The sequence below is a fragment of the Plantactinospora sp. CA-294935 genome (assembly GCF_050936445.1).
In the GTDB taxonomy this organism is placed as follows: domain Bacteria; phylum Actinomycetota; class Actinomycetes; order Mycobacteriales; family Micromonosporaceae; genus Plantactinospora.
Window position 1 is genome coordinate 7,659,228 of the sequence record NZ_JBNJMU010000001.1, and the last position, 13,492, is coordinate 7,672,719.

At 74.1% G+C, this 13,492-nt stretch carries 12 protein-coding genes; 4 read left to right on the forward strand and 8 right to left on the reverse strand.

Going from position 1 to position 13,492, the window contains the following annotated elements; genetic code table 11:
* Window positions 1-44 precede the first annotated feature (44 nt).
* Both ACQEVC_RS33525 and ACQEVC_RS33530 read right to left on the reverse strand, forming a co-directional pair.
* Complete coding sequence (locus tag ACQEVC_RS33525) at window positions 45-767, reverse strand: response regulator (protein WP_432885785.1); 723 nt, start codon at window positions 765-767, stop codon at window positions 45-47.
* Window positions 768-904: 137 nt separating this feature from the next.
* On the reverse strand, window positions 905-2,029 hold the full coding sequence (locus tag ACQEVC_RS33530; RefSeq protein ID WP_432885787.1) for a sensor histidine kinase: 1,125 nt from the start codon (window positions 2,027-2,029) through the stop codon (window positions 905-907).
* Window positions 2,030-2,194: 165 nt separating this feature from the next.
* On the opposite strand from ACQEVC_RS33530, the gene ACQEVC_RS33535 reads away from it, so the two are divergent.
* The 3 genes from ACQEVC_RS33535 (at window position 2,195) to fmdA (ending at window position 4,143) form a co-directional block, all read left to right on the forward strand.
* On the forward strand, window positions 2,195-2,479 hold the full coding sequence (locus ACQEVC_RS33535) for a DUF427 domain-containing protein (RefSeq protein ID WP_318396577.1): 285 nt from the start codon (window positions 2,195-2,197) through the stop codon (window positions 2,477-2,479).
* A gap of 111 nt (window positions 2,480-2,590) precedes the next feature.
* Window positions 2,591-2,869 (forward strand): zinc ribbon domain-containing protein, encoded by a 279-nt coding sequence (locus tag ACQEVC_RS33540; RefSeq protein ID WP_432885791.1) that lies wholly within the window; start codon window positions 2,591-2,593, stop codon window positions 2,867-2,869.
* Window positions 2,870-2,889: 20 nt separating this feature from the next.
* Window positions 2,890-4,143 carry a formamidase gene (gene fmdA / locus ACQEVC_RS33545; RefSeq protein ID WP_432885794.1) on the forward strand — a complete coding sequence of 418 codons (1,254 nt, stop codon included), beginning with the start codon at window positions 2,890-2,892 and terminating at the stop codon, window positions 4,141-4,143.
* Window positions 4,144-4,162: 19 nt separating this feature from the next.
* Here the strand turns inward: fmdA and ACQEVC_RS33550 are convergent, their stop codons facing one another.
* From ACQEVC_RS33550 to ACQEVC_RS33560, 3 genes are all read right to left on the reverse strand, one after another.
* Window positions 4,163-5,122, reverse strand: a complete 960-nt coding sequence (locus ACQEVC_RS33550) for a hypothetical protein (protein WP_432885796.1) — start codon at window positions 5,120-5,122, stop codon at window positions 4,163-4,165.
* The gene (locus ACQEVC_RS33555) at window positions 5,119-6,174 is read right to left on the reverse strand and encodes an SPFH domain-containing protein (protein WP_432885798.1); all 1,056 of its coding nucleotides are present in this window, start codon (window positions 6,172-6,174) and stop codon (window positions 5,119-5,121) included. The genes ACQEVC_RS33550 and ACQEVC_RS33555 overlap by 4 nt, the downstream gene beginning before the upstream one ends.
* A gap of 167 nt (window positions 6,175-6,341) precedes the next feature.
* Entirely contained in the window at window positions 6,342-7,043 is a 702-nt protein-coding gene (locus ACQEVC_RS33560) for an SDR family oxidoreductase (protein WP_432885800.1), read from the reverse strand.
* 92 nt (window positions 7,044-7,135) lie between these two features.
* Here ACQEVC_RS33560 and ACQEVC_RS33565 point away from each other — a divergent pair, with 92 nt between their 5' ends.
* Window positions 7,136-7,714: a TetR/AcrR family transcriptional regulator gene (locus ACQEVC_RS33565; RefSeq protein WP_432885802.1), complete on the forward strand. Its 579-nt coding sequence runs from the start codon at window positions 7,136-7,138 to the stop codon at window positions 7,712-7,714.
* Between the two features lie 183 nt (window positions 7,715-7,897).
* On the opposite strand, the gene ACQEVC_RS33570 is transcribed toward ACQEVC_RS33565, so the two are convergent.
* The 3 genes from ACQEVC_RS33570 to ACQEVC_RS33580 form a co-directional block, all read right to left on the reverse strand.
* Window positions 7,898-8,770: an ABC transporter permease gene (locus ACQEVC_RS33570; protein WP_432885805.1), complete on the reverse strand. Its 873-nt coding sequence runs from the start codon at window positions 8,768-8,770 to the stop codon at window positions 7,898-7,900.
* Window positions 8,771-8,837: 67 nt separating this feature from the next.
* The gene (locus ACQEVC_RS33575; protein WP_432885807.1) at window positions 8,838-9,821 is read right to left on the reverse strand and encodes an ATP-binding cassette domain-containing protein; all 984 of its coding nucleotides are present in this window, start codon (window positions 9,819-9,821) and stop codon (window positions 8,838-8,840) included.
* Between the two features lie 200 nt (window positions 9,822-10,021).
* Window positions 10,022-13,372 (reverse strand): AfsR/SARP family transcriptional regulator, encoded by a 3,351-nt coding sequence (locus ACQEVC_RS33580; RefSeq protein ID WP_432885810.1) that lies wholly within the window; start codon window positions 13,370-13,372, stop codon window positions 10,022-10,024.
* Window positions 13,373-13,492: the final 120 nt, after the last annotated feature.

Consider the following 13,492-nt stretch of genomic DNA (forward strand, 5'->3'; position numbering starts at 1 on the left):
TGGATCTCCGGTCCGCCGCGCGGGTGGGATCGCCGCCGGGCGGCTCACTCCACGGAGCGAGCCGCCGCCGGACCGACCTCCCCCGGTACACCGAGATCGCCGGGCAGCACCAGACCCGACTCGTACGCCAGCACCACCGCCTGCACCCGGTCCCGCAGCCCCAGCTTGGCCAGCAGGTTGCTGACGTGCGTCTTCACGGTGTGCTCGCTGACGAAGAGCGCGGCGGCGATCTCGGCGTTGGAGAGTCCCCGGGCGACCTGGCGCAGCGTCTCCGTCTCCCGGGTGGTGAGCACCGCCAGCCGGCCCGGGGCGGGATCGGGCCGGGCCGGACGGCCCCGGGACACCACGTCGGCGATCAGCCGCCGGGTCACCGTCGGCGCCAGCAGTGCCTCACCGGCGGCCACCACCCGGACGGCGTTGACCAGCTCCTCCCGGCGCATGTCCTTGAGCAGGAAGCCGCTCGCCCCGGCCCGCAGCGCGTCGTAGACGTACTCGTCGAGGTCGAAGGTGGTCAGCACCAGTACCCGGGCCGACGTCTCGGCGCAGATCCGGGCGGTCGCCGCGATACCGTCCATGTTGGGCATCCGGATGTCCATCAGCACCACGTCCGGGCCGAGTTCGCGGGTCCGGTGCAGCGCCTCGGCGCCGTCGGCGGCCTCGCCGACCACCGTGATGTCCGGCTGGGCGGCCAGGATCATGCCGAAGCCGTCCCGCACCAGTGCCTGGTCGTCGGCGATGAGCACCCGCAGTGTGGATCGCTCGGACATCGGCCCTCCCCCGTGCTGACCGGCCCGCCGGCACCGCACCGACGCGGTCCGTCCGTCGTGTCGCCACCGTCACCACGGCCGGTCCGGCGGTCCGGCGATGGCCGGTCGGCCGGCAGTGCTCCGGTGGCGGTGCGTGCCTACCGTAGCGGCAGCGTCGCCGCGACGCGGAACCCCGTGCCGTCCGGCCCCGGTCCGGTGCTGAGGGTGCCGCCGACCGCTGAGACCCGCTCCCGCATGCCGACCAGCCCGAGCCCGCCCGGCCGGCCGTCGCCGGACGGCCCGCGACCGTCGTCGCTCACCTCCAGCCGGAGCGCGGCGTCGGCCCAGTCCATCCGGACCCGGACCGCGCCGGCCCGGGCGTGCCGCAGCGTGTTGGTCAGCGACTCCTGCACGATCCGGTACGCGGTCACGCCCAGGTCCGCCGGCACCGGTCGCCGCTGCCCGTGCTCCTCCAGGGTGGCGAGCAGGCCGGCCCGCCGGGCGCTCTCGACCAGCGGCCGTACCGCGTCCAGGTCCGGCACCGGCGCCCGGGCGGGCCCGTCCGAGCGGAGCACCCCGAGCGCCCGGCGGAGCTGCACCAGTGCCTCCCGGGCGGTGCCGGAGATGGTGTCGAAGACCTCCTCGGCCTTGTCCGGATCCGACCGGACCACCACCGGCCCGGCCTCGGCCTGCACCACCACCAGGCTCATCGAGTGCGCCAGGATGTCGTGCACCTCCCGGGCGATCCGCTCCCGCTCCCGGGCGGCGGCGGCGTCCTGCTCCTCGGTCAGCCGGTGGGCCCGCTCCTCCAGCATCGAGATCCGGTCCCGGCGTGCCCGGGCACTGGTGCCCATCGCGTACGCGACCAGGAACGCGATCGCGGTCGGACCGAACGAGAGCACCTCGTCCTTCGGCACCACCGAGATGGCCACCCCGACGAGGGTGCCGACGACCAGGACGACCCGGTGCACCGGCGGGCAGATCGAAGCGAACGTGTAGGTGGCGACCAACTGTGCGGTCGGCACGTTGCCGAGCGCGCCCGCCAGGGCCAGCCAGGTGGTGCCGACCCCGGTCACGGCGGTGACCCAGAACGGATAGCGTCGACGCCAGACCAGCGGGGTCGCGTTCAATCCGGCGAGCAGGAACACCCACCACTCGGTGCGCTGGTGGGTGAACGCGTTGATGATGATGATCAGATAGCAGGCGATCGCCACCAGCGCGTCCACCACCAGCGGCGGCCTGGACCGTCCCCACTCGGTCAGCCGGTCCCAGCACGCGCGCATCGCCCCAGTATCCGGGCCCGGTCCGCCGAGCACCTCCCTCCCGGGAGCGAGTTCCGGCCATCCGCGGAGCACCCACTGCGAGCTGCGGCACCGGCACCGTCCCGGCCCGGTGCACCGTCGGGCCGGCCGGGTGGCGGCCCCGGGCGGCCGGCATAGTCTGGGGACATGCCGAAAGCCATCTGGAACGACCTGGTCATCGCGGAGAGCGCGGACACCGTCGTGGTCGAGGGCAACCACTACTTCCCGCGTACGGCCCTCCGCGACGATCTGGTGCGGGAGTCCGACACGCACACCGTCTGCCCCTGGAAGGGCACCGCGTCGTACTACACGCTGGAGCACGAGGGCCGGCGCAGTGTCGACGCCGTCTGGTACTACCCCGAGCCGAAGCCGGACGCCGAGATGGTCCGGGACCGGGTCGCCTTCTGGAAGGACGTCGAGGTCGTCGACTGATCCCCGCCGTCCCGGCCGCACCCCCGACCGTGGTGCCGGACACCGGCACCGAAAGGCGCTACTTGCGGCAATAGCCTGCGAAGTCGCCGCACCGGGCCCGATCCTGAACCCGTGGCGACGTACGAGTACCGGTGTCCCCGGGACGGGATCTTCCCGGCCCGGTTTCCGATCGGGCGGGCCCCCGCGGGGATCCGCTGTGTGACCTGCGCGGCGGAGGCCGTCCGGGTCTTCTCGGCGCCGTCGCTGCGCGCCATGCCGCGGCCGCTGGTCGCGGCCCTCGACCGGGCCGGCCGCAGCGCCGAAGCACCGGAGGTGGTGACCCGGGTTCCCGGCCGACGCGGCGTGGCCCGGCCGGTCCATCCCGGGCACGCCCGTCTGCCACGACCCTGACGGGTGAAAGGGAAGCCGCGATGCCCGAGCTGTTGTTTCCGCTGGACTCGACGAAGAAGTTCACCGAGCAGGAGTTGCTCGGCCACAACCGGTGGCATCCGGAGATCCCGCCGGTCGTCACCGTCCGGCCCGGCCAGTCGTTCCGGGTGCACTGCCGGGAGTGGTTCGACGGCGCGATCCACAACGACGACTCGGCCGACGACGTCCGGGACGCGCCGCTGCCGATCGTGCACGCGCTCAGCGGCCCGTTCTCGGTCAGCGGCGCCGAGCCCGGCGACCTGCTGGTGGTCGACATCCTCGACGTGGGGCCGATCCCGCAGGAGGACTCGGGTCCGCTCGCCGGGCAGGGCTGGGGCTACACCGGCATCTTCCCGAAGCAGAACGGCGGCGGCTTCCTGACCGACTACTTCCCGGACGCGTACAAGGCGATCTGGGACTTCAACGGGCAGCAGGCCACCTCCCGGCACGTTCCCGGGGTGACCTTCACCGGGATGATCCACCCCGGGCTGATGGGCACCGCGCCGTCGGCGGCGCTGCTGGCGAAGTGGAACGAGCGGGAGGGAGCGCTGCGGGCCACCGACCCGGACCGGGTACCGCCGCTGTCGCTGCCGCCGCTGCCGGACGGGGCGATCCTCGGCTCGCTGACCGGCGGCGACTTCGACCGGGTCGCGGCGGAGGCGGCCCGGACCGCGCCGCCCCGGGAGAACGGCGGCAACCAGGACATCAAGAACATGACCAAGGGGACCCGGGTCTTCTATCCGGTGTACGTCCCCGGTGCCAATCTCTCGGTGGGAGACCTGCACTTCTCCCAGGGCGACGGTGAGATCACCTTCTGTGGCGCGATCGAGATGGGCGGCTTCGTCGACCTGCACGTGGACGTGATCAAGGGCGGGATGACCACGTACGGGGTGTCGGAGAACGCGATCTTCCTGCCCGGGATCGTGGCTCCGCAGTACAGCCAGTGGCTGGCCTTCTCCGGCATCTCGGTGACCACGGACGGGGAGCAGCGCTACCTCGACGCGCAGCTCGCGTTCCAGCGCGCCTGCCTGCACGCGATCGACTACCTGACCCGGTTCGGCTACAGCCCCGAGCAGGCGTACCTGATCCTCGGCGCCGCCCCGATCGAAGGTCGCTTCTCCGCAGTGGTGGACATCCCGAACTCCTGCGCGACGGTCTACCTGCCGACCGCGATCTTCGACGTCGACGTGCGCCCCTCGGCTGCCGGGCCGACCCGGGTCAGCCCGGGCCAGGGCGCCCCGAAGTCGACCTTCTGACTCCGCCGGGGACGCGCTGTCAGCGACGGCGGCGACGACGTTGCGTCGGGTGCCGCGAGGGGTCGGTCGGCACGGACGCCGGCTCGACCAGGCGCAGCCGCCGGGTGGCCGGGCCGACGGTCAGCCGCTGCCCCCAGGCCATCGTCAGGTGGTCGGTCTCCAGCCCGTCGGCGAAGACCACCAGCCGTTCCCGTTCCGCGACGACATCCAGTGTCTCGTCGGGGCCGAGTCGCCCGGCGGTCAGCGACGCGCCGGTCGCCGGGGACGGCCACGCCTCCCGGACGAACCAGCACAGTGCCGGTTCGTCCGGCGCCGGCAGCGGCGGCGCGGCGGTGCGTTCCCGGGCGATCGAGGCGCACCAGCCGGTGGCACCGGTCCCGGTGCCGACCACCAGCCCGGAGGAGGACTGCCGTTCCCGTCGGCCGTCGGCGGTGGAGAGCAGGTAGCGCGCGGACTGGTGGCCCGGGTGCCCCGCGTAGACCTCGTTGAGCCCGATCAGCTCCTGGCCGTCGTCGAGCGCGGCCCGGACCATGGTCCGCTCGCGGACCGGACCCCGCCCGGCGACCACGGCGGGCAGCAGCCGGCTGACCGCCTCCGGCCCGAACCGGACGAGTACGCCCGCGTTCTGCCCCGGCTCCGGGTCGACCCCGATCACCGGCTGCCCGTCGAGGTACTTGGCGACGTTGGCGACCAGCCCGTCCTGGCCGACCGCCACCACGATGTCCTCGGCCGCGAACGGGAACCGGGTCAGGTCGTCCCGATCCACCTGACCGCGCCGCCAGTCCGTTGGGATGGCCGCCCCGACGGTGGTCAGCGCCGCCTGGAGCGCCTCGTGCCGGGTCACCACCTCGGACAGGTCGCGCCCGCGCTGGCGCAGGTAGTAGCCGGCGGCCGCCCGGGTGCCGTGGTGGGCCAGCAGCTCGTCCAGTTCGCTGCGCCGGCTCACCACGACGACCCTCGGCGCGAGGGTGGCGCTCACCGGGACAGCCGGCCCAGCAGGCCGGTCAGCACGTCGGGGGTGACGGTGAGCTGGCCGATCTCGGGAAGGTGCCCGGCCACCTCGCGGAGTGCGAGCGCGTGCAGCACCTCCGGCGGCAGGTCCCGGTACGCCGCCAGTCGGGCCGCCTCCGCCTCGGCCTCGGCGAGCCCGACCACGCGTACCCCGTCGGCCTTGGCCCCGGCGAGGATGCGCTGCTTCTCCGCCTCGGCGGCGGCCAGCACCCGGGCCCGCTCGGCGGCCGCCGCGTTCGCCACCTTCTCCCGCTCGGCCTTGCCCTGGGCGACCGCCAGCTCGGCGGCGGCCTCCAGCTCGACCTTGCGCCGGGAGTTGGCGCCGTGCTGCTCCACCAGTTGCTGCTCCCGGCGGGCCAGCTCGATCTTGTTCTGCAACTCGTTCTCGGCGATCGCCCGCTCCTGCTCGACCGCCTGTGCCCGCCGGGCGTAGGTGGCCCGGTCGGCTTCGACCTGCACCGTCTCCCGGGTCGGCGTCTGGAGCGCCCGCTCCATCTCCGGTTCGGGCCGGACCGCCACCACTCGGGCGCTGACCACCGAGACACCGACGTCGGTCAGCCGGGCCTCGTCGCGCAGTGCGGCCGTGACCGCCTCGCGGATCGCGGCGATGTCGGTGAGCGCCTCGGCCAGCGGCACCCGGGCCAGCAGGTCGAGCGCCGGCTGCTGGGCCAGCTCGGCCAGCAGCGTGGCGACCTGGTCGAGCGGGCGGGCCCGGGCGACGCCCTTGTGCGGGTCGACCGAGAAGTCCAGCCGGCTCGCCGCCAGCGCCGGGTCGGCGATCCGGTACGTCACCGTCGCCTGCACGGTGACGTCGGCGAAGTCGCTGGTCCGGGCGTGGAACAGCAGCGGCAGCTCGCGGTCGTCGACCGGCACCTCGCTCAGTACGCCGACCAGCGGCCGGTACCAGAAGGACTGCCCGACTCCCTCGTGCCGCACCCGGCCCCGCACGGAGTGCCGGACCCACGTGGTCGGCGCCCCGCGCAGGTGTCGCAGGAACAGCCGCCTGGTCACGTCGGCCATGACGCACCTCCCCTGTTTTCGTCGCCACGACGATAAAGGGAAGATCTATTTCGCGTCAAGTCGCCGATAAATCGGGGTCGGTGCGCCCCGCCGACCTGGCACAACGGCTCGGCGGAGGCCGCGGAGGCCTTGCCGCAGGACGTGTGACCGGGACGGCCGGGACCGGCTCAGGCGCCGGCGAGTTGCGGATAGAGCGCGGTCAGGTCGGCCGAGAGTCCGGCCTTCACCCGCCGGGTGACGTCGTCGGCGAGCACCTCGAAGGCGCCGGCCTCGACGCCGTCGAGCGCCTGCCGGGCCACGTCGTCCGGTGCGACCTTCGGCGCGTCGACGTGCGCGGCCATGTCCGTGTCGACGTACCCGACATGCACCCCGGTCACCCCGACCCCCCTGCCGAGCAGTTCCAGCCGCAGCGAGTTGCTCATCGACCAGAGTGCCGCCTTGGAGGCGGCGTACGAGCCGGACATCGCCACCCAGGAGAGCACCGAGTGGATGTTGAGGACGTGACCGCCACCGGCGGCGACCAGGCCCGGCACGAAGGCCCGGGTCACGGCGAGCGGACCGAAGAAGTTCGTCTCGAACTCGCGCCGGACGTCCTGCACCGGCGAGTCGAGGAAGTTCGCGGCGACCAGGCCGGCCGCGTTGTTCACCAGGATGGTGACGTCGGGCGCCTGCCGGGCGGCCTCGGCGACGGACTCGGAATCGGTCACCTCCAGGGCCAGCGGGACGACGTCCGGGCTGGTGACCGTACGGGGATCCCGGGCGGTGGCGTAGACCTTGCGGGCACCCCGGGCCAGGGCCTCGGCGGCGATGGCCCGGCCGAGCCCACGGTTGCCACCGGTGACGAGTACGACGGCGTCTTCGACCTGCATGATGAGACCTCCGAGGAGTAGAAAACCGATCGGTTTCCACCACCGTAAACCGATCGGTTTCCAGTCGCAAGTCACCGGGGTACGCTGCGAACATGACCTCGACCACCAACCAGGCGACGCCCCGGGACCGGCTGCTGCGGGCGGCGGCCGAGCTGTTCCACCGAGAGGGCATCGCGACCACCGGGGTGGAACGGCTCTGCCAGGTCGCCGGGGTCTCCAAGCGGACCATGTACCAGCTCTTCGAGACCAAGGACGCCCTGGTGGCGGAGAGCCTTGCCGCGTGCGGCCCGGCGGTGGTCGCGGCACACCTGCCGGACGAGACGTCCGGACTCGGCCCCCGCGACCGGATCCTCGCCGCCTTCGCCTACCTGGACGAGCTGTCCGGGTCACCGGAGTTCCGGGGCTGCCCGTTCCTGAACACGGCGGTCGAACTCCGGGACCCCCAGCACCCGGCCAGCGTGGTCGCCCGGGACTACAAGCAGCGGCTGACCGACTTCTTCGCCGGCCAGGCCCGGCTCGCCGGTGCCCGCGACCCGGAGACGCTGGCCAGGCAGCTCACCATCGTCTACGACGGGTCGGCCAGCCGGGCCGTGACCCAGGGCGCCGGACTGGACGGGCTGGCCGCGCTCACCGCCTCGGCACTGCTCGACGCCCACCTCGGCGCCGCCTGAGCCGCCACCCGCCCGCGACACCATCGCCCCGCCCGCACGCCTCCGGCTCCCCGGCGGCAGCGACCGGGGCCCGCCGCCCGCGCGCGCTCCGGCCCGTACCCGCAGACGTGCGGATACGGGCCGGATCCCCCCGTACGACCCCCGCGCGCTATCCCCCGGCGCGCGGCGGTACACGGTCCGCTGTCAGCGGCTCAGCCGCTGGTAGCGCCGGACGGCCAGCGGCGCGAAGATGGCGATCAGGAGCAGCGGAAAGCCGACCGCCAGGATTACCGGGTGCTGCGCCGCCCAGGAGTCCCCACCGGTCCCGGGATTGCCGAACAACTCCCGGCTGGCCGCCACCGTCGCCGACAGCGGATTCCACGACGAGATCGCACCCAGCCAGTCCGGCATCAGGTCCGGTGCGACGAAGACGTTGGAGAGCGCGGTCAGCGGAAAGGCCAGCGGAAAGACGATCACCCCGACCGTGTCCGGGTTCGGCACCATCAGGCCGAGGAAGATGCCGACCCAGGTGAGCGCGAGCCGCAGCAGCAGGATCAACCCCACCGCGGCGAGGGCGTCGAGCAGGCCGTTGCGCCACTGCCAGCCGACCAGCAGCCCGCAGACCACCAGGATGGTCATCTCCAGCAGCGCACGGAGCAGGTCGGCACCGGTACGCCCGGTGACCAGCGCGGTCCGGGCCATCGGGATGGACCGGAACCGGTCCACCACACCCCGGCTGACGTCCATGGCGATGCCGCTGGCGGTGGCGCCGAGGCCGTACAGCATCGTCATCACGAAGACCCCCGGCAGGAGGTACTCCCGGTAGTTTCCCGCGCCGGACGCCATTCCGCTGCCGAAGACGTAACCGAAGACCAGCACGAACATGATCGGCAGGCTGAAGTAGATCACGATCTCCTCGGGCGACCTGATCACGTGTGCCATGTTCCGGCCGGTCATCACCCAGCCGTCGGCCACCGCCCAACGGAACCGGGCCAGCGGGCCGGCCGCCCGCCCGGCGGTCCGCCCGACCGGGGACACCTCCGGCGTCCGGTGCTGCGCCTGCAACGTACTGGTCATGCCGTCACCTCGAACCGATCGTCGTCGTACCCGCCCGGCCGGTCCGTCCGGCCCGCGCCCCGCCCGGTCACGCCGGCACCCCCGCCGAGGTCGGCCGCGCCGCCGCGGGCTGGTGCCCGGTCAGGTGCAGGAATGCCTCGTCGAGGGTCGGCCGGCGCAACCCGATGTCCTCGACCGCGATCCCGGCGTCCCGCAGCGCCCGCATCACGTCGCCGAGCGCCGCCACCCGGTCCACGACCGGGGCGCTGAGCTGCCGGATCTCCGCGTCGAGCGTCACCGGCCCGGCGGAGGAACGTTCGACGATCCCGGCGGCGGTGCCGAGCTCCGCCGCGTGCCGGACCACCACCTCGATCCGGTCCGCCCCGATCCGCGCCTTCAGTTCGGCCGAGGTGCCCTCCGCGACCACCCGCCCGGAGTCGACCACCAGGATCCGGTCGGCGAGCTGGTCCGCCTCGTCGAGGTACTGGGTGGTGAGCAGCACCGTGGTGCCGTCGGCGACCAGGCTCCGCACCGCGGACCAGAGCTGGTTGCGGCTGCGCGGGTCGAGCCCGCTGGTCGGCTCGTCGAGGAAGAGCACCCGGGGCGTCATGATCAGGCTGGCCGCCAGGTCCAGCCGGCGGCGCATCCCGCCGGAGTACTCCGCCGCCGACCTGCCCGCCGAGCCGGTCAGCCCGAACTGCTCCAGCAGCTCGTCCGCGCGGCGCCGGGCCGCCCGCACCGACAGATGGTGCAGCCGACCGAAAAGGATCAGGTTCTGCCGCCCGCTGAGCACCTCGTCGACCGCCGCGTACTGCCCGGTCAACCCGATCACCCCACGGACCAGGTCGGGCTGGCGAACCACGTCGTACCCGGCCACCCAGGCCCGGCCGGCGTCGAAGCGCAGCAGCGTGGAGAGGATCCGGACCGCCGTGGTCTTGCCGGCGCCGTTCGGTCCGAGCAGCCCACACACCGTGCCGGCCGGCACACTGAGGTCGAATCCGTCGAGGGCCCGGGTCGCGCCGTACCGCTTGTGCAGTCCCTCGGCCACGACCGCTGATGTCTGCGTTGTCATGCCCCGACGGTCGCCGGCCGCGCTGACCGGCCACGCACCGATCGCTGACGACCCCACTGACCGGCCACGCACCGATCGCTGACGACCCCGCTGACCGGCCACGCAGTGATCGCTGACGGCCCCGCTGACTCGCCCCGCGCCGCCGCCCGGCGCCCCGCCGCCGCTGGCGTCTCGTCCGCCGCTGGCGCCGTCGCCTCCGGTCAGGCTCCGTCGAGCGTCGCCAGCGCCTCTTCCCGGGTCAGGGCCGCACCCCGGGCCAGCACGCGCTGGTACGCCGGGTCGCCGAGCCGGGCCCGGGTGGCCGCGGCAACCGGCGCGGCGCCGATCGCCCCGGCGCTGCCGACACCGCCCTGCAACACCGAAATGGCGCCGAGCAGCCGGCCTGCGCGCTCGGCGTCGCCGCTGCGGAGCACCGGTCCGACCAGGCCGTCGACCGCGATCGTGAGGGTACTCAGTTCCCAGACCCCCACGGTGGCGCGCAGCACCTGACGGAAGCTGGCCTGGGACCCGACCGTGTCACCGATCGCCGCCAGGATCTGTCCCAGGGCGACGAGCGCGGCGAGCCGGATCCCCTCCGCCCCGAACCAGCCGGTCGGGCACTCCGCCAGCGCCTGCTCGCACAGCCGGCGTGCCCGGCCCAGGTCGCCGCGCCGCCGGGCGATCTCGCCGAGCCCCAGGTGAGCCGCGGCGAGCAGCTCCGGCGCCCCGGCCGGCGGGGCCAGCTCCACCACCCGCTGGTAGTCACCATCCGCCCCTTCCAGGTCGTCGACGCTGAGCCGACCGTCCCCCCGGGTACGCAACAGCTCGGCCATGTCGAGCATCGAGCCGAGTTCGTCGGCCAGCCGTAGCGCCTCGTCGACCAGTTCCGTGTGGGTGTGGTCCCGGCGCCGGTAGGCCAGCTCGGTCAGGATCGTCAGCACCAGGATGGTCCCCCAGCGCTCTCCGATGGCCCGGAAGTCGGCCAGCGCCTCGCCGAGCTTGGCGTGCGCCGCCTCGTACCGGCCCTCGAGCATCCAGACCATCCCCAGGCCGAGCGCCCCCAGCGCCCGGCTCCACGGGTCGGTGCCGAGCAGTCCGGCCCAGCCTTCCGGGGTGGCGAGCAGGGTATCCACCAGGTCCGGCGGTGGACCGTTGGCCACTCCGGACAGATAGAGCAGAAACGGCTGCCGGGGCGGCCGGCCCAGGCTCCACAGGATGGTGGCGGCCGGCTCGACGCCCTGCGGGCCCGAACCGTACCCGCCGAGCGAGGCGTGCAGCAGGCAGAGCGCGTACTCCTCGGCGAGGTCGGGTGGCGGGGTGCCGTCGAGCTGCTCGACGAGCTGGGCCGCCAGTGCCGCCCCCTCACCCCGCAGGCCGCGCAGCCACCAGTAGAACGACAGCGCGGAGACCAGCTTCAGTGCGGTCGCGACGTCCGCGGCGGCCATCGACCGGCGCAACGCGGCGTGCAGGTCGTCGCGATAGCCGTCCAACCGGCGCAGCCAGTCCAGTTGGTCCGCGCCCCGCAGCCGCAGGTCGCCGGCACGGGCCAGTTCGAGGAAGTACGCCGCGTGCGCCCGGCGCAGGTCGTCCGCCTCGCCGGCCTCGGCCAACCGTTCGGCACCGAACGCGCGCACCGTCTCCAGCATCCGGAAACGCCCGCCCCCCGCCTCCACCAGGGACTTGTCCACCAGGCTGGAGAGCAGGTCGAGCACGTCCGCGTCGAGCGGCCCGCAGACCCGCTCGACGGCATCCAGGTCGGCACCGCCGGCGAAGACCGTCAACCGGCGCGCCAGCCGTTGTTCGGCCTCGTCCAGCAGGTCCCAGCTCCACCGCACCACCGCGCGCAACGTCTGGTGCCGGGGCTGGGCGACCCGGCTGCCCCGGGTCAGCAGCCGGAACCGGTCGTCGAGCCGGGCCGCGACCTCGGAGACCGGCAGTGCCCGCAGCCGGGCCGCGGCCAGCTCGATGGCGAGCGGCAGGCCGTCGAGGGTACGGCAGATCCGCAGTACCGCGGGGAGGTTGTCGGGACTGACGGCGAATCCCGGCGACACGTCGGCGGCCCGATCGGCGAAGAGCCGGACCGCCGCGTACGCCGGGGCCGCCCCGGCGGTCGTCTCGGCCGGTGGCAGCGCCAGTCCGGAGACCGGGCACAGTGCCTCGCCGGTGAGCCCGAGCGGCTCCCGGCTGGTCGCCAGGACCCGCACCTTCGGGCAGGCACCGAGCAACCGGGCGACGAGCCGGGCGGCGTCGGCGACCAGGTGCTCGCAGTTGTCCAGCACAAGCAGCAGGTTCCGCTCGGCGAGCGCCGTGATCAGCCGGTCGGCGGCGTCCCGGGGACCACCCTGGCCGCGCAGCGCGGCGTCCCGCAGGTTCAGCGCGGCCAGTACCGCCGAGGCGACGTCCGCGCCCGCGGTCACCGCCGCGAGTTCGACCAGGTAGACGTCACCGGGTTGCTGACCGGCCGCCTCGATCGCCAACCGGGTCTTGCCGGCGCCGCCGGGACCGTGCAGGGTGACCAACCGCGCCTCACCGAGCAGCTTGCCGACCCGGCCCAGCTCCTCCTCCCGCCCGACGAAGCTGCTGAGCTGTCCGGGCAGCCCGGCGGCCGGTCCGGGCACCCCGGCGTCAGCCGCGGGCACCCCGGCGCCCGGACGGGACACCTCGGCGACCGGACCGGGCGGCCCGCCGACGGGGGCCGCAGCGCCGACCGGCACCGGACCGGTGACCGTCTCGGCGGGCGCCGGACCAGCGGCCGCATCGGCAGGCATCGGACCGGCGGGCACCCGCCGGGACTGGTCGGGGCGGCGCCCGGCCGGGAGCAGGTCGGGATCGTCCCGCAACACGGCAACGTGCAGCGCGGCCAGCTCCGGCGACGGGTCGGTGCCGAGTTCCTCCGCGAGCAGCCGGCGGGCCTCCTCGAAGGAGGCCAACGCCTCGGCCCGCCGGCCACCGGCGTGCAGGGCGCGGATGAGCTGGCCGCGCAGTCGCTCCCGCAGCGGGTACGCCGTCACCAGCTCGCGCAGCTCGGCCACGGAGGGTCCCGGCCCGGCAAGGTCGAGTTCCGCCGCCACCCGGTCCTCGACGGCAGCCAAGCGCAGCTCGTCGAGGCGGACCGCCTGGGCCCGGGCGAACGGCGCCTCCCGGACATCGGCCAGCGGCTCCCCGCGCCACAGCCGCAACGCCGCGCGCAGCAGCTCGACGGCGTGCCGCCGGTCACCACCGGCCAGCACGCGCTGACCGTCGGCCACCAGCCGGGTGAACCGGTGCAGGTCGACATCCTCCGGATCCACCGCGATCCGGTATCCCGCCGGATGGAACTCCACCAGTGGCTCCGCCCCGTCGACGCCGGCGAGCACCTGGCGCAGCCGGGAGACCTGGGACTGCAATGCGTTCGCGGCCCGGGCCGGCGGGCTGTCGCCGTACAGCCCCTGGATCAGCCGGTCCGCCGAGACCACCCGGTCGGCGTCGAGGAGCAGCAGCACCAGCAGGGCGCGCAGGCGCGGTCCACCGACGACGAGTCGCCGGCCGTCACCCGCGTACACCTCGGTCGCGCCCAGGATGCCGAACCGCATGGCGTCGATTGTCGCCCACCCCCACCCGGCGACCGCCACACGCTCGGCCGGGGCGGCGGGGCGAGCGGTCACGCACCGTCGCGCCGGAGGGGTACGAGGGGATACGCAGTGCTGCGAGTT

Bases quoted from the DNA above. Each gene is read 5' to 3' on its own strand.
- ACQEVC_RS33575 (WP_432885807.1), bottom strand. From the start codon at position 9,821: ATGACAACGCAGACATCAGCGGTCGTGGCCGAGGGACTGCACAAGCGG.
- ACQEVC_RS33525 (WP_432885785.1), bottom strand. From the start codon at position 767: ATGTCCGAGCGATCCACACTGCGGGTGCTCATCGCCGACGACCAGGCA.
- fmdA (WP_432885794.1), top strand. From the start codon at position 2,890: ATGCCCGAGCTGTTGTTTCCGCTGGACTCGACGAAGAAGTTCACCGAG.
- ACQEVC_RS33580 (WP_432885810.1), bottom strand. From the start codon at position 13,372: ATGCGGTTCGGCATCCTGGGCGCGACCGAGGTGTACGCGGGTGACGGC.
- ACQEVC_RS33530 (WP_432885787.1), bottom strand. From the start codon at position 2,029: ATGCGCGCGTGCTGGGACCGGCTGACCGAGTGGGGACGGTCCAGGCCG.
- ACQEVC_RS33535 (WP_318396577.1), top strand. From the start codon at position 2,195: ATGCCGAAAGCCATCTGGAACGACCTGGTCATCGCGGAGAGCGCGGAC.
- ACQEVC_RS33570 (WP_432885805.1), bottom strand. From the start codon at position 8,770: ATGACCAGTACGTTGCAGGCGCAGCACCGGACGCCGGAGGTGTCCCCG.
- ACQEVC_RS33560 (WP_432885800.1), bottom strand. From the start codon at position 7,043: ATGCAGGTCGAAGACGCCGTCGTACTCGTCACCGGTGGCAACCGTGGG.
- ACQEVC_RS33555 (WP_432885798.1), bottom strand. From the start codon at position 6,174: ATGGCCGACGTGACCAGGCGGCTGTTCCTGCGACACCTGCGCGGGGCG.
- ACQEVC_RS33565 (WP_432885802.1), top strand. From the start codon at position 7,136: ATGACCTCGACCACCAACCAGGCGACGCCCCGGGACCGGCTGCTGCGG.